Origin of the sequence: Alteromonas sp. D210916BOD_24, assembly GCF_047159385.1 — a bacterium.
GTDB lineage: Bacteria > Pseudomonadota > Gammaproteobacteria > Enterobacterales > Alteromonadaceae > Alteromonas.
Genome location: NZ_AP038333.1, coordinates 1,248,212 through 1,269,211 on the forward strand (window position 1 = coordinate 1,248,212; position 21,000 = coordinate 1,269,211).

General features: G+C 45.9%; 17 protein-coding genes. 2 read left to right on the forward strand and 15 right to left on the reverse strand.

What is annotated here, in order from left to right; all coding sequences use genetic code 11:
* Window positions 1–69: 69 nt before the first annotated feature.
* The 10 genes from ACMCM8_RS05415 to ACMCM8_RS05460 form a co-directional block, all read right to left on the reverse strand.
* On the reverse strand, window positions 70–1,368 hold the full coding sequence (locus ACMCM8_RS05415) for a sensor histidine kinase (protein ID WP_412726224.1): 1,299 nt from the start codon (window positions 1,366–1,368) through the stop codon (window positions 70–72).
* Between the two features lie 2 nt (window positions 1,369–1,370).
* Window positions 1,371–2,084, reverse strand: coding sequence for a response regulator transcription factor (locus tag ACMCM8_RS05420; RefSeq protein ID WP_412726226.1), 714 nt, complete (start codon window positions 2,082–2,084; stop codon window positions 1,371–1,373).
* Window positions 2,085–2,095: 11 nt separating this feature from the next.
* Window positions 2,096–3,220: a type 1 glutamine amidotransferase domain-containing protein gene (locus tag ACMCM8_RS05425; protein ID WP_412726228.1), complete on the reverse strand. Its 1,125-nt coding sequence runs from the start codon at window positions 3,218–3,220 to the stop codon at window positions 2,096–2,098.
* 183 nt (window positions 3,221–3,403) lie between these two features.
* A complete protein-coding gene (locus tag ACMCM8_RS05430) occupies window positions 3,404–5,173 on the reverse strand; it encodes a flotillin family protein (protein WP_412726230.1) in 1,770 nt (589 codons plus the stop codon).
* Between the two features lie 19 nt (window positions 5,174–5,192).
* Window positions 5,193–5,807: an OB-fold-containig protein gene (locus tag ACMCM8_RS05435; protein WP_412726232.1), complete on the reverse strand. Its 615-nt coding sequence runs from the start codon at window positions 5,805–5,807 to the stop codon at window positions 5,193–5,195.
* A 179-nt stretch (window positions 5,808–5,986) separates the two neighbouring features.
* Window positions 5,987–6,724, reverse strand: coding sequence for a hypothetical protein (locus tag ACMCM8_RS05440; RefSeq protein WP_412726234.1), 738 nt, complete (start codon window positions 6,722–6,724; stop codon window positions 5,987–5,989).
* A gap of 92 nt (window positions 6,725–6,816) precedes the next feature.
* The gene (locus ACMCM8_RS05445; protein ID WP_412726236.1) at window positions 6,817–8,733 is read right to left on the reverse strand and encodes an alkaline phosphatase; all 1,917 of its coding nucleotides are present in this window, start codon (window positions 8,731–8,733) and stop codon (window positions 6,817–6,819) included.
* Between the two features lie 13 nt (window positions 8,734–8,746).
* Window positions 8,747–10,330 carry an alkaline phosphatase gene (locus ACMCM8_RS05450; protein WP_412726238.1) on the reverse strand — a complete coding sequence of 528 codons (1,584 nt, stop codon included), beginning with the start codon at window positions 10,328–10,330 and terminating at the stop codon, window positions 8,747–8,749.
* A 324-nt stretch (window positions 10,331–10,654) separates the two neighbouring features.
* Window positions 10,655–11,377 carry a UDP-2,3-diacylglucosamine diphosphatase gene (gene lpxH / locus ACMCM8_RS05455; protein WP_412726240.1) on the reverse strand — a complete coding sequence of 241 codons (723 nt, stop codon included), beginning with the start codon at window positions 11,375–11,377 and terminating at the stop codon, window positions 10,655–10,657.
* 77 nt (window positions 11,378–11,454) lie between these two features.
* Window positions 11,455–11,949, reverse strand: a complete 495-nt coding sequence (locus ACMCM8_RS05460; protein ID WP_412726242.1) for a peptidylprolyl isomerase — start codon at window positions 11,947–11,949, stop codon at window positions 11,455–11,457.
* Between the two features lie 321 nt (window positions 11,950–12,270).
* On the opposite strand from ACMCM8_RS05460, the gene cysS reads away from it, so the two are divergent.
* Window positions 12,271–13,650 carry a cysteine--tRNA ligase gene (cysS, locus tag ACMCM8_RS05465; RefSeq protein WP_412726244.1) on the forward strand — a complete coding sequence of 460 codons (1,380 nt, stop codon included), beginning with the start codon at window positions 12,271–12,273 and terminating at the stop codon, window positions 13,648–13,650.
* 52 nt (window positions 13,651–13,702) lie between these two features.
* Here the strand turns inward: cysS and ACMCM8_RS05470 are convergent, their stop codons facing one another.
* The 4 genes from ACMCM8_RS05470 to gloB all read right to left on the reverse strand — a co-directional run bounded on the left by ACMCM8_RS05470 (window position 13,703) and on the right by gloB (window position 17,793).
* Entirely contained in the window at window positions 13,703–14,107 is a 405-nt protein-coding gene (locus ACMCM8_RS05470) for a halomucin (RefSeq protein WP_412726246.1), read from the reverse strand.
* A gap of 85 nt (window positions 14,108–14,192) precedes the next feature.
* Window positions 14,193–15,251: an ion transporter gene (locus ACMCM8_RS05475; protein WP_412726248.1), complete on the reverse strand. Its 1,059-nt coding sequence runs from the start codon at window positions 15,249–15,251 to the stop codon at window positions 14,193–14,195.
* 20 nt (window positions 15,252–15,271) lie between these two features.
* Window positions 15,272–16,936, reverse strand: a complete 1,665-nt coding sequence (locus ACMCM8_RS05480) for a lytic transglycosylase (RefSeq protein ID WP_412726250.1) — start codon at window positions 16,934–16,936, stop codon at window positions 15,272–15,274.
* A 65-nt stretch (window positions 16,937–17,001) separates the two neighbouring features.
* Window positions 17,002–17,793 (reverse strand): hydroxyacylglutathione hydrolase, encoded by a 792-nt coding sequence (gene gloB, locus ACMCM8_RS05485; RefSeq protein ID WP_412726252.1) that lies wholly within the window; start codon window positions 17,791–17,793, stop codon window positions 17,002–17,004.
* 86 nt (window positions 17,794–17,879) lie between these two features.
* Between gloB and ACMCM8_RS05490 the strand changes: the two genes are divergently transcribed.
* Window positions 17,880–18,758 (forward strand): methyltransferase domain-containing protein, encoded by an 879-nt coding sequence (locus tag ACMCM8_RS05490; protein ID WP_412727626.1) that lies wholly within the window; start codon window positions 17,880–17,882, stop codon window positions 18,756–18,758.
* Between the two features lie 146 nt (window positions 18,759–18,904).
* Here ACMCM8_RS05490 and metG read toward each other — a convergent pair whose 3' ends face one another.
* A complete protein-coding gene (metG, locus tag ACMCM8_RS05495) occupies window positions 18,905–20,932 on the reverse strand; it encodes a methionine--tRNA ligase (RefSeq protein ID WP_412726254.1) in 2,028 nt (675 codons plus the stop codon).
* Window positions 20,933–21,000: the final 68 nt, after the last annotated feature.

Here is a 21,000-nt window from a genome sequence, read left to right on the forward strand (position 1 = left end):
AAAGAGCAATGTGACTTAAACAAATGAAAATGTTTAAAATGGGCAGTACTTAAGATTCACTTACACGAATCAATGAAGACGTAAAGTAATCTCGGTACCAGCGTCATCAGAGGGGCTTAGAACGGTTAGGGCAAGGCCTTGATGCTCACAAAGCCGCTTTACTATTGATAAGCCAAAACCCAGTCCAGTGCTTTGTTCGCCTTTAACGCCACGTTGGGTTACTGAATTTGCGATGTCTTCTTGAAGGCCTGGACCGGTGTCTTTGAGGTGAAGTGTACCGTTTTGCACCGTAAATGACACGCAACCTTGTAAGGTGTATTTAAATGCATTACTCACAATATTATCCAGAATAACTTTTAGTACGTTAGGCTCTGCCAAAACCTGAGTATTACAACTGTCATCGATTTCTACTTCAACCGGCTTTCCATCAAGTAATAAGCGGTTGTCTAGCACAGCTTGTTCTAAAATTGGCATCAAAGGTACGGGAGTACTGCGCGATGGGGTGTGCTCTTCACGGGCTAGCATAAGCAAGGTTTCTACTGTTTTTTCCATTTGCTCAGCGGCATTCGCAATGCGCTCAAGAACACGTTGATCACTATTGGCGTTAAGCTGGGCAACTTCTACCGCATTTTTGATCACGGCGAGTAGTGTCCTTAACTCGTGGCTTACATCTCGCGTAAAGCTTTGTTCACGCTCCATCGCTAATGCTATGCGCTTCAGTGTTCTGTCAAAAGCACGGGCCAATATATCCACCTCGTTATTAGGGGAGTGGTTTACATTGGAGTAGGAAAAACGTTGTTGTGCGAACTCCTTTGACAATGTGGTTATATCTACCCCATCTACTGCGCTTGCGAGTTCATTGAGTGGACGTGTGGTGCGACGCCCAATTAGCCACGCGATAAAACAGGCTAGCACCGTTACCGTCGCTGTGCTAATTACGAGAAATTGAATCACTCCACCACGTATAGGGCGCACAAGTAATTGTTCGCTTACTTCGGCAACAAGATAGGTTTCGGGGTAGTCACTGAAGCGGTACAAATGGTAATGAAGCCCATTAGGGCCGAAGAATTCTTTCCTGTAGGGCTCTTCAATCGCAAGCGCTTTAATATCTTCTGGCAGTTCGCTATCTGAAAATACCAGTTGCATATCAGTTGCCCTTGGCGAAGGCCAGCGGCCTGTAGAGTTAAATTGCGCCTTAAGGTATTCGGCTTCTTGCGCGACGCCGCGTTCAATGAAACTGTCCTCTATGTTGTACATCAATGACAGTGTAATAAGACCGTAAACTGATGAAATGACCAGTGTGAATAAGCAAAAACGCCAAATGATACGGCGGCTTAAGCTGTGAAATTTGCCGTTAGGGTGTTTCATGATCACCGTTTATCAATGTCTTTGTCTTTGTCGGTGGCCAAGGCAAACCCTGCACCAAAAACGGTTTTTATCAGGGGCGTGGCAAAGGGCTTATCGACGACATTACGCAACTGATAGATATGAGAGCGCAACGCATCAGATTCGGTAGGCGTATCGCCCCACAACTGCTGTGTCAACTGAGTACGACTGACCACTTGGGGGTGGGCTTCCGCTAAAATTTTTAAGATCTTAAATCCCATTGAACTTAACGACAAGGACTGCCCTTCGCGGCTTGCGGTTTTACCTTTACGGTCGATGGTTAGCGGCCCAAGTTCAATCTTATCCGTGGTTTGTAATAAGTGGCGCTTTGACAACGCAATACAGCGTACTTCAAGTTCCTTTAGCGAGAAAGGCTTAGTTAAATAGTCGTCAGTTCCAACGTGAAACCCAGACACTTTGTCATCAATACTGTCACGTGCAGTAAGCATGAGAATGGGAATATGGCGTTCGGCCTTTTCACGAATAGCCTGGCACACGTTGAGCCCATCCATAGTAGGAAGGTTTAAATCAAGGATGACAACGTCATAATAGGCATTGAGCGCTAAATCGAGCCCTTGATCGCCACGCTCGGCAAAATCAAGAATATGCCCTTTATGTTCCATATATTGTGCAATGTTCTTTGCAATACTGACTTCGTCTTCGATTATCAGTATGTGCAACCCTTTAGGCGTTGTCATCCGGCCTTTCCTTATTGCGTAATTGTTGCCAACAATTTCTGTGCTGGCTCAAAATCTGGATGCTGCTGAAGCGTACGAGCTAACGTTTGCTGACTTGCCATAGTATCACCCAGTTGATGTTGAGTTTTAGCTATTTCAACATCCAGCGTTGGATTATTAATTGTCTTTTGTGCCAGTAACATTAATGCCAGAGCTTGTTGTTGCTTGTGCTCGGTAGAGGCAAGCTTTAGATAGTAATAACCGTACATGCCGGCCAGTGCAATATGATGTGTTTCGGGGGACGCCGATATAGGGTGTAGCGCAAGTTCGTCACCATCAAGAAAAGCGGCTATCTGAGCGAGGGTGCGATCGTCATTGTAAGTCTTAATTGGCTTAACTGGGATGTCGAGTGCTTCAAGCATCGCGCGAGCCACACCTACAGTAGATGAAGGGTTTTGTCCGGTGACCAAATTACCATCAACGGCAACATGTTCAAGCATAATGTCTGAAGATTGAAATTTTCCGCCAATCGCAATAAGTTTATCTTCAAGCATGAAATCGAATTGTTTGGCCCACGTTTTACCGAACAGCTGTTCTTCATTGTTGGTAAACCCATTCACATTTTTGCCTGCAACCAGATATTCACCGTTAGACAGTTTTACATTTACCAGTGCAGCGGGACCGTGACAAACTGCGGCTACTACGCCCTGGTTTTCGTAGATACTCGCAATGAGTTGCTGCAGCGCTTCGTCGTAGGGGAGATCGAACATTGCGCCCTTGCCACCCACAACAAAAACGCCGGCGTAGTGCTCAGCGCTTAAGTCACGTAAAACAAGTGTATTGTTGAGTTTGCTCATAATCGACTTATCAGCCAATACTTCAGTATTGAATGCTTTGTTTGGGTCGTATTCGTCGGCTTCCACAGCCCCTCCTTTTGGGCTGGCCACGTCCACTGCAATACCATTGGCTTTAAACATCAAGAAGGCCTTGGCAAACTCGTCAAACTCAAAGCCGGGCTTTTCTTTGCCCTGTGCTTGCCCGTAGCCACTGACAACCATCAGTATACGAGTATCGGTGTCACGTTGTGATGCATGTGCCGACATGACTGCAGCAATCAAGAAAATAACCGCAAAAATTTGGGTAGATAAACGTTGCATAAAGTGTCTCCTTTAAAAGTACAACCCCACTTTATGCAACATGACGTGAAATGAATGTGAAAGAAATTGGATTGCATTGGCCAAATAAGAAAGCCCCTATAAAAGGGGCTTTTTGGGGGGACTGAACAGTGTGGACAGTGCCAAATAGCTAATTTGAAAAGCTTTGTTGAAAAGCTATGTCAACTATTCAGCGGGCGCTTCGTCATTTGACGGACTGCCATTTAAGTGGGCCGGCTCTGTGCTAACAGGCTTCGCAGTCACTTTGGTGGTGCGCGTTATTATGTCACTTTTGCCGGTGACCAAGTCTTCCAATGTGCCATTTTCGGCATCCACTAAGCCAACTTCTCGCAGCATTGTATCAACAAGTGGCGCATTCGCGCGGTAGTTAAGCGCGGCTTGCGTAACCTGATCAGCTAGGCCTGTACCAGCGCTTGCTACGCTATGTTCACCATTGGTTGCGCTACCCGTGCCATAACCTTGCAGAATTTTAATGCCTTCAATGTTTTCGATAGGCTTAACGGCCTGGGCCACAAGCTCAGGCAAAATCTTAAGCATGGCCAATGCTTTTTGTAGCTCAATTTGCTCGTTCTTAAGGGTATTTTCTGCTTCGTACAGCGCCTGTTTACCTTGCGCTTCAACAGCCAATACTTTTTCATCAGCTTGGGCTTGCAACATTTTAGCATCTGCACTGGCTTTGGCTTCTGTCAAAATCGCTTCTGCCGTGTTTTCGGCAGCTTCTTTTTTGGCTTGTGCTTCTACTGTAATACCTACCGCTTCACGCTCCGCTTCTTTGCGTGCATCGATAACTTCTATTTGCTTTCTACGCTCTGCTTCTGCTACCGAGCGAGCGGTTTTAACCGCTTCTTCTTTTTCTACTTTCTGCTTTTCTGCATCAGCGGCTTTGGCCCGTGCTGCAGACTCTTCTTCCGACTTAATCGCTACGGCAATTTGTTTCATCTGCTCAGACACTTCAACTTCTTGCTGCTGGCGAATACGCGCTTGCTCAAGGGCCTGACGTTTTGCAATTTCTTGTGTTTCAATTTCACGGGACTTTTCAATCTCAGCCGCTTCAATAGCCCGGTTTTTGGCAATTTCTGCTTCGCGCTCTTCACGCTCTTTCATTTCACGCTGTTTAGCAATTTCCGCTTTTTGTTCCTGACGTTTAAATGCCAGCACCTGTTCTTGTGTCAGGCGCGCTTCTTCTTCGTCACGTTTAACTTCAAGCGATTGTTTTTCCGCAGCCAGATTACGCTGTTCTATCAAAATGCGGTTTTCTTGCTGAATATCGTTAGTTTCTTTGCGTTTTTCTTCAATGATTTTGGCTAGACGCGCACGACCTTCGGCGTCGAAAGCGTTATTCTCGTTAAAGAATTGAAGGTCAGTTTGGTCAAAGCCCGTTAAACTCACCGACTCTAATTCAAGTCCGTTCTTTTCAAGATCATTAGCGACACTCTGCTGCACTTTTTGTACAAAGTCGGCTCGTTGTTCGTGCATCTCTGTCATCGTCATTTCTGCCGCTACGGCACGAAGAACGTCAACAAACTTTGATTCCATCAACTTTTTGACTTCCTCTGCACGGGTAGTACGCGTACCAAGAGTTTGAGCGGCCATGGAAATGCCATTGGCGTTTGGCGCAACCCTTAGGTAAAAGTCAGCTTTGACATCCACACGCATTCTGTCTTTGGTAATCAGCGCATCTTTTTGAATTTTTTCCACTTCAATGCGCAGGGTATTCATATTAACGGGAATAATTTCGTGTACCACGGGCAGCACGAGTGCGCCCCCATCTTTTATGACTTTTTCACCGCCTAAGCCAGTTCTTACAAATGCTGTTTCTTTGGTCGCACGGGTGTACAGTTTGGCAAAAATGAGTCCTATAACAATAAGACCAATGACAATGGCACTGGCAATAAAGAGGACTGACGGCAAGCTAGTGGTTTGAATAGTATCCATACTTTTATCTCTTTTAAATTTATAGGTAGCGGGTGGCTAACCAACTATGTTCGTCTTTTTTAACGAGGATGACACGTTCACCTTGGGCAAAAAGCTCTTCTTCTTCAAAAGGCTCAACCAATACAAAGTGAGGTTGGGAATAGTTATCGATAAATTTTGCTTCGGCAGGGTTGCCTCTGGACGCGCGGCCGATGGTTATTTCGGCGACCGCACCCACAAAATCATCCGTGCTGACCGCACTGGATTCAATAGACGGTAAAATACGGGCAACAAGCAATACAATTTTTGATGTTACAAATAAACTTACAATGAATGCGACTGGAATGGCCGCTATCCCGGGGAGGGCAGTGGTAAAAAGGACAGAGCTGATACCGTTAAGAACAAGCCCTGTAAGGCTAAAGAACGTTAGGAGGACAACAAGCCAAATTAAAAAAGGGACACGGTGAATATTCAACCACGACGCGAACTCAGAGCCAATGACATTATGCGAGTCTATTTCGCCAATGTCGTCTCCCAGCCCCAATAAGCTGACACCAAATTGCATACTGATGAGTTCTAAGACAAATATGATGAACACTGCACACAGGGCAATGCTGAACCAAAAATTAGCTGGGGAGAGTAGGAGTTCTGTCATTTACACCGTCCATGATGAGCAACATTTTTTCTGTTATACCACAGTCAAAGATTTTAGTCAGCTTGGAGGTGGTTGGTCTTTGGTCTAGTATAGAATCGCTTCAGTGTGTGTTAGCGAGGCTATATGAATACAGCCTCGCGCCAATTTACTTTAGTAGGCCCTGTCTAGCACTTGGACATTTAGTGTGTGTGTGCTTCGCCGATGGCATGTCCATCGGTGTCGTAGTAACCGCTCGCACCTGCTTCAATAAAGCCCTGATTAACCATTTTGGTTAAAAAAGGATCGGTGTGATCGTCACCAATATCGGCATAGTCGGTCGTTTGATAAGCTTCTCTTTTAGCGAAAAAATCAGATGTACTGCGTTCGTAATCGACTTCTTGCAACGTCCAAGTTCTGCTTGAATTGGCATTATGCACAGAAAATTGTTTGATTAATTTTTGATTAGGTAACCACGTCAGTGAATAGGCAGTTTGCCCCTGTTTTAACGAGTAGTATTGAATGGTGTTACAGCCTTTTTCTTCGGTTTCTATCAGCGTCATGTTACCTAGCATGGTATCGCTTATGAGTTGATACCGATAAGAGAAATCATTTTCACGCTTACCGTGAATGGTTTCGCCTGGCTGGTACTCAATTGCGCGAGCATGGGCGTCGAAAAAGCGGGTAGGTTTAATCAGTTTGTTGCGCACATGTGTCCACGACTCGGTAATGTGTGTCGCGGGGTATTCATGGGCGACTTTGTTACTGTTGCGCCATAGATTCATGGTGGTAGCGCGTGTGGCATTATTTCCGTGCTTAACGTCTATTTGATAATGGGCCACTAGATTTGTCATGTCACTCTCACAGGACAATTGGGCTAACGCAGGCGTAGCTAGTATTTGTATAGTAAAAAGCGCCAGTAATACAGAAAGTGCTTTCATCGGTTTCTCCAAGGGAAAAGGGGCAATTGCTATTGCCCCTTGGTCTTACTTTAAAGCGACTTATTCGCCACAGTCACACAGTGTTGGTGTGATTACTTCATTGATTGCTCTGCTTTTGATACAAAGTCGCCGGCAAAATCCATCACGTGGAAAATAACACTTTGCTCATTTGTACCGTTTACCAAGAATGCACCAGGGCCTTTGGCATAAATGCCCACATCCTCACCTGAGTGTGTTTCAGAGCCTAATGGGATCAGCGCCTCTTGGTGGTAGCCTGGCGACGTAGTATCGACATCCGTAATGTCTTTACGACCAGCATCAGCGCCTGCAAGGTACGATGCATCTGAGTCGGTTACATCGCCTAAGTTTCTGTAGCCCAAGCCATTGGTGTAACCCAGTGTTGTGTATGGCGTACCGTCTGACGCAGTAGCAGCGTCTTCAGCGCCTACGTTGACAACTTTGCCTAGGATAGGGTTACCGCGTTTAGGATAACCCGCAATAGTAAACACGTGACCGTGGTCGGCAGTAACGATGATCAATGTATCTTCGTCATTGGTCATTGCGTCTGCCGCAGCGATTGCATCGGCAAACGCTATGGTGTCGTGAAGTGCACCGTAAGCGTTGCCTGCGTGGTGGGCATGGTCGATACGACCAGACTCAACCATTAGGAAAAAACCTTCATCGTTGTTATCAAGAATATTGATAGCCGCGGTTGTCATGTCCGCAATTGAAGGCTCGCCTGCGATATCATTGCCACGATCTGCCGCGTATTGCATATGCGACTCATTGAACAGTGCAAATACGCGCTCGGTGGTTTCTGTATCGATTCCGTCAAAGCCCGCTTGGTCATAGACGTAGACACCATTGGTGTACATTGCCTGCCACTCAGCTGTTAGGTCACGGCCATCTGTGCGATCCCCTTCTACTGAGCTCACCGCATCAGGGCTATTGAACGCGGCATCTTTAGGGAGAAAGTGTCGGCGACCGCCACCCATAACCACTTCGATGCCGTCAACATCAAGACCCTCAAAGTTAGCTTCCAGATTGGCTTCAAAGTTGACAAGCTGGTCAGCAATATCGGTGCAACCGGCAGTTACAGCAGCTTCAGGCATATCTGAAATATCTTCCCAGTTGCGATCTGCAGATTTTGCATAGGTCGCAGCAGGGGTGGCGTGAGTGATACGCGCAGTAGAGATGATACCAGTCGATTTACCGGCAATCTCGGCAAGCTCAAGTGCGGTGACTAACTCATTACCCGCAACAGTACTGCAATCGCCGCGTTCAATGTCTTCGTCTACGCCAATAACGCCCACATCAGTTTTAATGCCGCTCATCATGGCTGTCATGGTGCCCGCTGAATCCGGTGTCTGCGCGTCTACATTGTAGGTTTTTGACAGACCTGAAAACGGGAAGCGATCAAAACTCAACTGATTTTCTTCACCTGCTAAGCCTTTCATTTGTCCTTCAAGAATACGCGCTGCAGTGACCGTGGATACGCCCATGCCATCGCCAACAAATAGAATGACGTTTTTCGCCGTACCACGCAGGCTTTCAACCATAGCGTTTAATTCTTGTTGAGAGTTCACAGACGCAACCTGGATGTTTGATGATGCTGCTGTGCCAGAGGTGGCGTTCATCCAAACTTGTTTGTTGTTCTCAACTTCAGTTTGGGCAGCGACAAACCAGTCGTTGTTCAAACTGGTGAGTAATTCACTGTTGCTAACACTGCTAACACCCGGAACACACACATAGCTTGTTGACGTGATTTCCGCTTCTGCCAGGGTACCGTCGCTATCTGCATCTAAGCCTGAGTCGATACGCAGGCCGCTATTTGGACAATTTGAGTCGCCAACAGGTAGTTCGGTTTGCAACGTAAGGCTTGTCAGCCCGTTAGAACCGTCCACACCATTTTGGCCATTTACGCCATCTTTGCCGTCATCACCTTCTAAGAAACAGCCTGAAAGACCTGCTACTGCTACTGCAATTACACTTAATTTAAATACGTTCATTGTTCTTCTCCACTTACTCGTTCACAAGACCAAGCGCTTGATTAATCAAGTGGAAAACAACATTTTGCTCTACCACACCTTGCGCAAGTTGACTGCCCGGTCCCTTAGCATGTAACGCAATGTCTTCACCCGAATGGGTTTCTGAACTTAGCGGAATAAGTGCTTCTTGGTGATACCCAGGGGTTGTTGTATCAACGTTGGTTAGGTCTACGCGACCTGCCGCGTTTTCTAAGTTATAGGTTGCGTCTGAGTCAGTTTCGTCGCCTAAATTGCGAAAGCCCAAGCCATTGGTGTAACCCAAGGTGGTATAGGGTGTGCCATCAGCTGCCGTTGCAGGCTCTTGTGAACCCACATTTACCACTTTCCCTAATATGGGGTTACCGCGTTTTGGATAGCCGGCAATTGTGAATACGTGACCGTGGTCTGCCGTGACCAGAATAAGCGTTTCAGAAGGATCGGTATTTTCCACCGCCGTCATTACTGCCTCTTCAAAAGCCAGTGTATCGGTAAGTGCCCCCGCAGCGTTGCCCGCGTGGTGAGCATGGTCAATCCGGCCAGATTCCACCATAAGGAAGAAGCCATTTTCGTTATTATCGAGAATGTTGATGGCTGCTTGTGTCATTTCTGCTACCGAAGGCTCACCCGCGATGTCATTGGCACGGTCAGCTTCGTATTGCATATGCGATTCATTAAACAAGCCAAATACGCGTTCAGTGGCTTCTGTATCAATAGCGTCAAAACCCACTTGGTCGTATACATACACACCGTTTTCATACATTTCTTGCCATTCGGCAGTCAAGTCACGAGAATCGGTACGATCACCTTCTATATCACTTTGAGCGTCTGGGCTGTTGAATGCTGCATCTTTGGGTAAGAAATGACGACGACCGCCACCCATTACCACTTCAATGCCATCCACATCTACCCCTGTGTAGCGACCTTCAAGATAGCTTTCAAAGTTTACTAACTGGTCGGCAATATCTTTACAACCACCGTTAACCGCGTCTTCTGGCATATCAGAGATATCTTCCCAGTTGCGATCTGCAGATTTAGCGTAAGTGGCAGCAGGTGTAGCGTGGGTGATCCGTGCTGTTGATACTACCCCTGTAGACAGGCCTTTAATTTCAGCAAGCTCCAGGGCAGTAATTACCTCGTTGCCCTGAACCGTTGAGCAGTTGCCACGCTCGATGTCTTCACCAACACCAATCACACCCACATCTGTTTTAAGGCCAGACATCATCGCAGTCATAGTGCCTGCTGAGTCGGGAGTTTGTGCATCGACATTGTACGTTTTGACCAAGGCAGTATGCGGGAAAGTTTCAAAGCTTAAATAGCCTTCTTCACCTGGGTTACCGGCAAGTTGCCCTTTGTGAATACGTGCTGATGTCAGGGTAGAAATACCCATGCCGTCACCCACAAAAAGAATAACGTTCTTGGCTTTAAACTTATTGTTTGTTGCCAGTTTCTGAGTGATTTTTGTTTGCGCGTCAGTAAACCAGGCGCTATTGGTTTGATGCTCCGGTAACACTGAGGCTTGAAGCCCAGCGGATACCGCAAAAGCAACTGCGGTGCATGTCACTTTCCAGTTACGGTTCATAATTGTTTCCTACAGGTTTTTATTAAAATCGGGTATGGGTATGTCTAGACGTAGGTTTCTAGCAGAGAGCGCGTGTTATCCTTGTTGTCTCAACTACAAAACGACAAGGAGCGTAGGGGGTTGGGGTGACATTTCTTTGACAGAAATATGGCTAAATTGTCACAAATGTCACATTTCTGTAAAATTGAGCTTGTTTTTCTGTTGGTCTAATAAAAGATAATTTAGTTGTATCAATACGTTATAAGTATGAATGTCAAAAAAGCGAGGCAGGGTAAATTGTCACAAAAATCTTAATGAATTTGATCTAAGTGTCAGATATTCATACTAAAAATTGTGATGTTGTAACATAGCTTCTGAAGGGGTAACTTTCAATACGCTGCCTTGGTCATACCAATCACCCAGTACGATGCGTGTTGCCGGTTTACCGTTTACCTCAAAAGCGTGAATTGCAGGTCTGTGAGTGTGACCATGGATCATGCGCTGGACACCCCATTTTTGCATAACCTTAATCACTTCTTCAGGTGTAACATCCATAATTTCAGGCTTTAAATTTTTCTGTTTGGCTTTGCTCTCTGCTCTGCCATTATCTGCAACCCGTTGCCTGTACCACAATGGCAAGGCCAGCATCAGACGAGGCCACCACCAACCGCGAGATTTTTTGCGAAACTTTTGATATGCCACGTCTCGGGTACAAAGTTCATCACCGTGGGTAAGAAGTGTTGGCGTGCCGTATAAATCCACTACTTCTTGTTCATTGAGTAACGTCATTCCCGCTTTATTAAGCCATTTTTCTCTTATGGCAAAATCGCGGTTTCCGTGAATAAAATAAACGGGACAATGTGCACTCACTTTTTTAAACGCATTAGCAATGGCGGTGTTAAAGGGCGTGACGTTGTCGTCACCTATCCATACTTCAAATAAATCGCCCAATACATACAATGCATCTGCGTGTATCGCTTCTTCATCTAAAAAACGCATAAGACAGTCGGTAATATCCGGGCGGTCTGCACTTAAATGTAAATCGGCGATAAAGTAGGTAAATGACATAGGGTTCTTACACGAGAAGTTAACAAGCCACACCTTGCGATGTGGCTCAATGGATAATTAAACGCAAGCGCTGTGAATTATTCTGAAACTGTTGCAGATTCAATAATAACAGGCTCTACAGGCACGTCTTGGTGATAGCCGTTGTTACCTGTTTTTACCGCTTTGATTTTTTCCACTACATCCATGCCTTCAACAACTTTACCGAAAGCACAATAACCCCAGCCATTAACGCTTTTACTAGAGTGATTAAGAAAATCGTTGTTGTTCACGTTGATGAAGAATTGGGCGGTGGCAGAGTGTGGGTCTTGGGTACGCGCCATTGCAATTGTGCCAGCTTCGTTAGCTACGCCGTTGTCGGCTTCATTTTCGATAGGCGCTTTGGTGTCTTTCTGATCCATATCTGGGGTAAAACCACCCCCTTGGATCATAAAGTTGTTAATCACACGATGAAAAATCGTGTTATCAAAAAAACCGTCATTTACATAAGAAAGGAAATTAGCGACTGTCTTTGGCGCTTTATCTTCAAAAAGCTCCAATTTGATGTCACCAAAATTTGTCTTCAATGTAACCATTATACTATGTCCTGTGTTGATGTAATCCGCATTTCTTTTTACCCACTGCGTTGCTTGATAAAGCAATTAGCCAGCTGGTGGACACAAAGGTGTTTCCTTTATAGTCCCGTCACTGTAATTGGGTTCTACATTTAACTTTGCAAAAGGCCAAGCTGAAAGAATGGGCAAAAAGGTAGACGGATTGGTATTTGTGTCAAAGTCTGCGCTAATAGTAGCGCAAAAGGTAGGGCGGGGGCAAAAGCCTTGGCATTTTCCATACCAATTAAATGGGGACAGTGCTAAACTTTGCGCCCCAAAATTATATACACAGGAAATATAGACATGCTACATCTTTACAATACCCGAACCCGTGAAAAAGCGAAGTTTGTACCGCTTGAAGAAGGGAAAGTGGGTTTGTATGTGTGTGGTATCACTGTGTATGACGTAAGCCACATGGGCCATGCCCGTACTTACCTGAGTTTTGACGTGCTGGTTCGTTATTTACGTCATCTGGGTTTAGACGTGAAATACGTACGTAACATTACCGATATCGACGATAAAATTATTGCCCGTGCCAATGAAAATGGCGAAAGCTTTGAAGCCTTAACTAAGCGCACTATCGCAATGATGCATGAAGATTTTGCCGCTATTAATTTAGTTGAACCGGACGTAGAGCCCACGGTAAGTGGTCATATGAATGAAATTATTGCCATTATCGAGCGCTTGGTTGAAAAGGGCTATGCTTATCAGGCAACAAGCGGCGATGTGCTATTTGATGTCAGTAAGTACAAAGACTATGGCAAATTAAGTAAGCAGGATTTAGAGCAACTCAATGCCGGCGCACGTGTGGAAGTGGCAGCAGGTAAAGATGATCCCCTTGATTTTGTACTGTGGAAATCCACTAAGCCGGGTGAGCCAGCCTGGGCATCGCCGTGGGGAGAAGGGCGTCCGGGTTGGCATATTGAATGTTCGGCGATGAACCACAAACACTTAGGTGCCCATTTTGATATTCACGGCGGTGGTTCAGACCTTATCTTTCCACACCATGAAAACGAAGTGGCGCAATCGTGCTGCGCCTATGACACCCCATATGTCAATGTGTGGATGCACACGGGAATGGTGCAAGTAAACGACGAGAAAATGTCTAAGTCACTGGGCAATTTCTTTACCCTGCGTGATGTATTAAAAGAGCACGATGCTGAAACATTGCGCTTTTTCCTGATGTCTGCCCATTACCGCAGTCAGTTAAGTTATTCTCAGGACAATATCACGCAGGCAAAGGCCGCACTGGAAAGGCTGTATACTGCTCTTCGTGGTGTAACCATTGATGAAGCAGCTGACTTATCTTATGGCGGTTATCTGGCGCGCTTTGAAGCGGCGATGAATGACGATTTAAACGTACCGGAAGCGTATTCCGTACTGTTTGACGTGGCACGCGAGCTCAATCGTCAGAAAGACAATGAGCAAGAAGCGGGTAAGCTCGCAGCCGTACTAAAAGGGTTAGGTGCCATTTTAGGGATGCTTCAAAACGACCCTGATACCTTCCTTAAAGGCGGTGGTAGTGATGATGAAGCCGAAGAAATTGAAGCCCTTATCAAGCAGCGCAATGACGCACGTGCGGCAAAAGACTGGGCGGCAGCTGACGCAGCCAGAGATGCACTGACCGCGAAAGGGGTAGTGCTGGAAGATGGACCTAGCGGCACCACGTGGCGTAAAGCCTAACTAATCTTGTGACATTATGCCGAGTTAAAAAGCCTACCGTCGTGTAGGCTTTTTAACGACAGCCCGAACTTCCCCCAGCCCAACGTCTTACATCACTGCTCAAGTTCAAATCTGTACCTAAGTTAAAGTCACCTTCTCTTACTTCAACATTACTTCCGTAATCCGATGGCGTAATCGTGACGTGTAGAAAGGGATATTGTGGTGTACTGCCTTCCATTCTCGATGCGGTAAGTTTAATGCGCTGCTCGGATACCCGTTTTACTACTTTGATATCTTTATCGATAGGAAGCTGAAACGTGTTCCAGCACCGTTGTGCTTGTTGCTCTATTCTTACGGCCACCTTTTCTGGCGGTTGATTGGTACTGACATCTGCGGTGGGTAAAATCAGAACACAGCCACTTATCGTTAAGGCTGCACTGCCGCAAACCAGAATGTGTAATATTTTTGTTGTTTTCATGGTTTTCTTATTGTTTTTAGAACGTTTATGTGAAGATGCCTTAAGTATTTACCGATAAATCTGAATGCATACTGAATAGCCTCTATTAGCGCATTTCTTTATTGATACCTTCATCCATATTGGGCTTAGCAGTGGGTACTGTAGTCTCTTTTTCCATTAAGTGGGACTTCCAACGTTGTTGGGCTACATGGGCTTTAATGAGTTCTAAACACTCGTTGACGACACTGAGCACTTCTTTATCAAGGGCATCAGCTGCTGGCGTGTAATCATGCATGCCGACAGAAATAAAGTGGTCTATGCGGTCAGCGTCAAGATCGCTTAACAAGTTTACCAGCGACATGGTGACAATATCGGTAACCGATTCTTCCAATGTGTTTTCAATGGTTTTCCCGATCACTGGGAGGTAGTGAAGGGTCGAGACCTGCGCGTTGCTTCTGACAGCCTTGCCCACGCTTTTTCTAACGTGTTCACGAATGACTTCGCCGTGTGCGTCACTGCTAAGTGAATGCCCCAGGTGATTAATCACACCTGCCATCCATTGTGTAATAACCGGGCGGCGTGGAAGTAGAACCTGGTGGGTAATATCATCTAACAGGGGAGAGCCCGCTGAGATGTCTTTTTGTGCATCACTTAACACCTTAACTACAATACGATCGCTTAACTCTTCAACAAAGACATCGTAATAGAAGGCGAAAAAACGAAATATCGCCGTTTGATTTAAATCGATAATGCGGAATTTGTGTAACCGATGCAAAATGGAGAATATACGCAAAAAGCGAAACAGTCTGGTGGCGCCTGTGGGGATAAGGCCAATCAGATCGTACCAATGCAAAAAGGGGAAGAAGTACCATCGTAAGTGTTCTTTGCGCACGATGGCGACAACCCAGCGGAAACAGAATTCAGTGAAAAAGATGGCAATGAAAATGAGGTCCACAAGCAAAAAGTTGTTGTGGACGACATCATAAGATTCCAGAAAAGCAGGAAAGTAAGTACCGAGTAAGCCATAAACAAAATCAGTGGCGTACAAGGCATCAAAAATAAGCCATGCCAGGTTAAAAAACAAAATTCCCAGCATCACCAGATCTAAAATTAACCAAGGCGTTTCGTTACTGTTGCGCAAATTTTCTCGGTTAATTTTAAGCATATCCCTGTCCTGTAATTTGATTACCCAGACGAACTCAGTCGCGTGACATCGACGTACAGCTTAAGCTTTTGACCTGGCTGTAGATAGCGTTTGGTATTTAAACTATTCCACTTGCTGATGTCGGCTACTTTAACATTGAATTTACTAGCAATTCGAGAAAGCGAATCGCCGTTGCGAACCGTATAGGTTAACTGTTTGGTCACCCCATTCGCAGACTTACCTTCCAACCACACTACCAGTGACTTACCGGGATGCAACATATCGCCAGGGGCCATGCCGTTCCACTTCGCCAACTGTTTAGTGCTGACTTTGTATTTACGTGCAATATCCCAAAGCGTATCACCTGATTGCACGGTATGACGCACTTGTTGCTTAGAAGAGGGTCGGTTCTGTAAACTGGCTAATCGCTGATCTTGCGACAGGGAATAGCTGTCTAGTTCCTGCAGCGCAACAGGCACCATAATCGCCTGTCCTACACGTATCATAGAGCTGTCTAGCTCATTCACCTGCTTTATCACGTTTACGGTAGTGTGATACTGCTTAGCAATTTTTATTAAACTGTCACCGGACTTTACCGTGTGGCGCACCCAATTCAGTCGTTCCTTTTGATCTATTTTAGCCAGTGCCTGAGAAAATGCTGCGGCTTTCTCTAAAGGCAGCACTAACCTATGTGGCCCTTCAGGTGATGTCGCCCATCGATTAAAACCTGGGTTAAGCCCGTGGAGCTCTTTTAACGACATGCCGGCAAGCTCTGCGGCGAAGGCTAAATCGACCTGTGAGCCAATATCGACCACTTCAATTACCGCGACGTTTTCTACCTCGGGCCATAAAAATGCATAGTCGTCTTTATTTTTAAGGATATCGGCAAGTGCTAACAGTTTAGGGACATAAGCACGGGTTTCTTTCGGTAAATTTAAATTCCAGAAATCAGTGGGTTTGCCTGCGCGCTTATTGGTTCTAATCGCGCGAAGCACGCGGCCTTCACCACTGTTGTACGCTGCTAACGCGTGCAGCCAGTTCCCATCAAACATATTGTTGAGGTAAGTGAGGTAATCTAACGCGCCCTGCGTCGAGGCAATAATGTCGCGTCTACCGTCATACCACCAGGTTTGCTCCATGCCGAAGCGCTTACCTGTGCCGGGTATAAATTGCCACATTCCCGCAGCGCGGCCATGAGAGTAGGCAAATGGATCAAATGCGCTTTCTACAATGGGCAACAGGACCAATTCCATTGGCATCTCGCGCTTTTCAATTTCTTCGACGATGTAGTAAAGAAAAGGTTTGGCGCGTTTAACTACGCGAGCCATGTATTCGGGGTGCTTCAAGTACCATTTGCGCTGTGTTGCAACACGGGGATCATCTGGAACAGTTAACTGAAAATTGGCGCTGGCTCTTTCCCAAACATCGGTGACGACTGCCTGAGTATAGATGTCGGGCGTGTCAGTGATACTCGCTTCATCTTCTAACTCATCATCGTTAGGGTGAATAACATCAAATACGCCATCTTTCGCTAATTCACAATCGGCTATTGCTTCGGCATCAGTGTGAATGTCGCTACATGTTTCTATAACGGTATTGTTGTTACTTTCTAATTGCGCGCTGTCGTTTTGATTATTTGTAATTTGACAACCTGTTAAACCTAATGCCAATAGCAAAGGCGAAAGGGGAAAAAACTTCAACTGCATATTATGAAGAAACCTCGTGGAGCACCGCAAACTCGTCATACTACGACAACTTGCTTGTTAATGCATCAAAACTCATCTTTCCAGCGACGAATAGCAGCAAACACAGCGACTTCGTCCACCAGAGTATTTTCGCAATACGCTTCTCCAGCAGATTTTACTGAAAGTTCATGAGCGCGTAAAAATGGATTCACTTCTTTCTGCTGACTAAGGGGCGTAGGTAAGGTAGGGCGGTTTTCAGCCCGTTGGGTTGCTACCCATTGCGCAAATTGGGACAACGCTTGGTTGTCTGGCTCTACTGCTAATGCAAAATTAACATTCGCTTGGGTGTATTCGTGGGTGCAATAGACCTGTGTCGAAGCCGGTAGCCGCTTAATTTTGTTTAACGAATGCAGCATTTGTTCAGGGGAGCCTTCAAACAATCGTCCACAGCCTGCAGAGAAAAGCGTATCGCCGCAAAAGATAATGTTGTGACCAAAAAAGGCAATGTGATCCAGGGTATGGCCGGGGACCTCCATAACGTGAAGTGCCATATCAAGGGTTGGTAAAGTGACGGTGTCACCTTGTGAGACCGATTTGGTTAAGCCTCTGATATGGCCGCCACGGGGGCCAATTACCGGCAATTCGGGTATTGCTGATACAAGCTTGGCAATGCCGCCAGTATGATCCCTATGGTGATGGGTGATGAGGACCGCTGAAAGGCGAAGATCGTTGTCTTTTAAATAGGTCAATACAGGCTGTGCGTCACCGGGGTCGACGACTACAGCGTGACGGTGGTTGTGTACACACCATATGTAGTTGTCTGTGAAAGCGGGAATAGGATAAATTGTGACACCCGAAGGCAGTGATTCTGTTGTCATCGATATACCAGCTTGTGTAGGTAGAATTATGCGTTACTATAGGGGCTTGAGTAGTGTAGAGCAACCAAAGAGCGCGCTTAGTGATAATGAAATCGGCGTTTAAAGCCAAGCCTCCTCGTTACCCCAATGCCTGGGAAGACTTTCCGGCTGGCGCACATATTCAGCAGGCCATTTCGGCAGTCTGCAGTGATTACTCTCAGCGTATCTTCGGATATCACTTTGCTAAAGTCGGTACTCTGAGCGCATCCATAAAGCTCACCAATAGCCCAATTCGACATCAGATAAATTACGTTCCACAGTGGTTAGCAGGTTATGGAAACAACACGGTAGAAAACCCTAATTCATCAACCTCTGATGCCAATAAGAACAGTCCATTATCAAAAGACTGTATGGCCAGTAACAATCCAGCTCAACGCCTTACGCACTTTGCCGATGAAAGTTATGTTGTGGGTCAGTCTCATCGGTTGCCGTTTGCAGAAAACAGCATTGACGGATTTTTGTTAGCCAATGAACTGGATTTCGCTCAAGATCCCCATGAGATCCTGCGCGAAGTGGATAGGGCGATTACCCAAAATGGATATCTTATTATCAGTGGTTTTAATCCGCTAAGTTTAGCGGGTATTGCCAAACTTTTACCGGTAAAACGCAATAACATTTTGCACGATGCCCGCTTTTTTACATCCTACCGCATTAAAGATTGGTTGCAGTTGCTGGGATTTGAAATTGTTGAACAGCGTCAGGTTTTATTTTCTACCTTATTTTTCCAGCATAAATGGCAAGGCGCGGCTAAACTGCAGCATTACCTGTCGACCTATTTTCCCTGGTGCAGCGCGGTGTATGTTATTTTAGCTAAGAAACGGGTCATCCCGATGACGGCGATTAAACCTAGCCGCAAACTCAAGCCGCAATTTTCCGCGGTGGGTGCAAGCGCGCGAACGTCGATGTCTGTATCTTCGAATAAATAGTGCTGGTGATGTGGACGAAACAGAAGGGATGGCGGTGTCATTCAGTAAGTTGCCGTTGCTTTACTAAAGCATAAAACACGCAAAAAAAAGCCACGATGGTTGCTCATCATGGCTTTATTGGTACTTCAATGGCTAAGGCTGACGGGTTATTTAACTCGCATGCCCGGCTTAGCGCCTTCATGAGGCTCTAGAATGTAGAGTTCATCGCCACCTGGTCCTGCTGCCAATACCATGCCTTCACTCATGCCAAAACGCATTTTTCGTGGCGCAAGGTTGGCTACCATTACCGTGTGTTTACCAATAAGCGCCTCTGGTGCGTAGGCTGACTTAATACCGGCAAATACCTGTTTGGTTTCACCGCCTAAATCCAGCTCTAAACGCAGTAGTTTATCGGCTTTTTCTACGTGTTCCGCTTTCGCGATACGTGCAATACGCAAATCAACCTTGGCGAAGTCATCAAACGAAATTGTCTCGCTGATAGGATCTTTCGCTAGCGGGCTGTCTGGGTCGATAGCGGGTTTTGCCGGTGCTAGACTTTCTTTAGAATCTTCAACCATGGCGTCAATTTTCTCCATTTCTACACGCTGCATCATCGGCTTAAACTTGTTGATGGCGTGACCTTTCAATAGGGTTTGCAGTGAATTCCAGTCGAACTTGTCGTTTAAGAACGCTTCTGCTTTTTGTGCTAGTACAGGCAACACAGGTTTTAGGTAGATAACCAACAGACGGAACATGTTGATCCCCAGCGAGCACACATCATGGGTGAACTGCTGCTTAGTCTCATCTTTAATGGTTACCCAGGGTGCGTTGTTGTCGATAAACTGGTTAGCCTTGTCAGCAAGAGCCATAATCTCGCGCACCGCTTGGTGGTATTTACGCTTTTCGTAAAGCGCGGCAATACTTTCTGACGCGTTTTGGAACTCTGCAATAAGCGCTGGCTCAATCACATTGTCAGACAATTTGCCGTCAAAACGCTTGGTAATAAAGCTAGCACAACGGCTGGCAATGTTTACCACTTTACCCACTAGGTCTGAATTCACTTTTTGCGCGAAGTCAGTAAAGTTAAGGTCGATGTCAGTTACACCGTCACCCAGTTTAGAGGCAAAGTAATAACGCAGATATTCTGGGTTAAGATGGTCAAGGTAAGTACGGCCTTTAATGAAAGTACCGCGTGACTTTGACATCTTGGCGCCATTTACCGTAACAAAACCGTGAATGTTCACGCCAGTAGGCTTGCGGTAACCGGCACCTTCTAACATGGCTGGCCAGAATAGGCAGTGGAAATAGGTAATGTCTTTACCGATAAAGTGATAAAGCTCTGCCTCTGAATCTGCTTTCCAGAAATCGTCAAATTCAAGATTGTTTTGGTCGCAGAAGTTTTTGAAACTTGCCATGTAGCCAACAGGCGCATCAACCCACACGTAGAAAAACTTGTTTGGTGCACCTGGTATTTCAAAGCCGAAATAAGGCGCATCGCGGCTAATGTCCCACTGCTGAAGCCCTTCGGTGAACCATTCTTGTAATTTGTTGGCCATTTCTTCTTGCAGAGCGCCAGAACGGATCCACGTTTTTAACATGCCTTCAAATTTTGGCAGGTCGAAGAAGAAGTGTTCAGACTCTTTAAGTACAGGTGTGGCACCTGATACTACGCTGCGTGGGTTTTTCACTTCAGTTGGGCTGTAAGTAGCACCACAAACGTCGCAGCTGTCGCCGTTCTGGTCTTCTGCATTACAGCTTGGGCACGTACCCTTAACGAAACGGTCTGGTAAGAACATTTCTTTTTCAGGGTCGAACAACTGATTAATAGTGCGTTTGCTAATGTAACCGGCCTTATCCAGACGAGTGTAAATTTCTTCACACAACGCCTTGTTTTCGGGCGAATGGGTTACATAGTAGTTGTCGTAATCTACGTGAAAATCAATAAGATCTTGGTGATGTTCTGCGCGGGTTCTGGCCACCATTTCTTCTGGAGTAATGCCAAGCTCTTGGGCTTTAAGCATAACTGGCGTACCGTGTGCATCATCGGCGCAAACACTGTAACATTCGTTTCCGCGAAGGCGCTGAAAACGAGTCCAGATGTCGGTTTGAATGTGTTCTAGCAAATGACCTAAGTGAATAGAGCCATTTGCGTATGGCAACGCACTGGTTACCAGAATTCGGCGTTTTTCTGACATAATGACGTTATTGATTCTTTGCGTTTCAAAATGGCTGCAAATACTAGCGGAAAACCGCGTTTTTTGCA

Bases quoted from the DNA above. Each gene is read 5' to 3' on its own strand.
- ACMCM8_RS05425 (WP_412726228.1), bottom strand. From the start codon at position 3,220: ATGCAACGTTTATCTACCCAAATTTTTGCGGTTATTTTCTTGATTGCT.
- ACMCM8_RS05430 (WP_412726230.1), bottom strand. From the start codon at position 5,173: ATGGATACTATTCAAACCACTAGCTTGCCGTCAGTCCTCTTTATTGCC.
- ACMCM8_RS05420 (WP_412726226.1), bottom strand. From the start codon at position 2,084: ATGACAACGCCTAAAGGGTTGCACATACTGATAATCGAAGACGAAGTC.
- ACMCM8_RS05460 (WP_412726242.1), bottom strand. From the start codon at position 11,949: ATGGTTACATTGAAGACAAATTTTGGTGACATCAAATTGGAGCTTTTT.
- ACMCM8_RS05440 (WP_412726234.1), bottom strand. From the start codon at position 6,724: ATGAAAGCACTTTCTGTATTACTGGCGCTTTTTACTATACAAATACTA.
- gloB (WP_412726252.1), bottom strand. From the start codon at position 17,793: ATGACAACAGAATCACTGCCTTCGGGTGTCACAATTTATCCTATTCCC.
- ACMCM8_RS05415 (WP_412726224.1), bottom strand. From the start codon at position 1,368: ATGAAACACCCTAACGGCAAATTTCACAGCTTAAGCCGCCGTATCATT.
- ACMCM8_RS05445 (WP_412726236.1), bottom strand. From the start codon at position 8,733: ATGAACGTATTTAAATTAAGTGTAATTGCAGTAGCAGTAGCAGGTCTT.
- ACMCM8_RS05435 (WP_412726232.1), bottom strand. From the start codon at position 5,807: ATGACAGAACTCCTACTCTCCCCAGCTAATTTTTGGTTCAGCATTGCC.
- metG (WP_412726254.1), bottom strand. From the start codon at position 20,932: ATGTCAGAAAAACGCCGAATTCTGGTAACCAGTGCGTTGCCATACGCA.
- ACMCM8_RS05480 (WP_412726250.1), bottom strand. From the start codon at position 16,936: ATGCAGTTGAAGTTTTTTCCCCTTTCGCCTTTGCTATTGGCATTAGGT.
- ACMCM8_RS05490 (WP_412727626.1), top strand. From the start codon at position 17,880: ATGAAATCGGCGTTTAAAGCCAAGCCTCCTCGTTACCCCAATGCCTGG.
- ACMCM8_RS05470 (WP_412726246.1), bottom strand. From the start codon at position 14,107: ATGAAAACAACAAAAATATTACACATTCTGGTTTGCGGCAGTGCAGCC.
- ACMCM8_RS05475 (WP_412726248.1), bottom strand. From the start codon at position 15,251: ATGCTTAAAATTAACCGAGAAAATTTGCGCAACAGTAACGAAACGCCT.
- lpxH (WP_412726240.1), bottom strand. From the start codon at position 11,377: ATGTCATTTACCTACTTTATCGCCGATTTACATTTAAGTGCAGACCGC.
- ACMCM8_RS05450 (WP_412726238.1), bottom strand. From the start codon at position 10,330: ATGAACCGTAACTGGAAAGTGACATGCACCGCAGTTGCTTTTGCGGTA.
- cysS (WP_412726244.1), top strand. From the start codon at position 12,271: ATGCTACATCTTTACAATACCCGAACCCGTGAAAAAGCGAAGTTTGTA.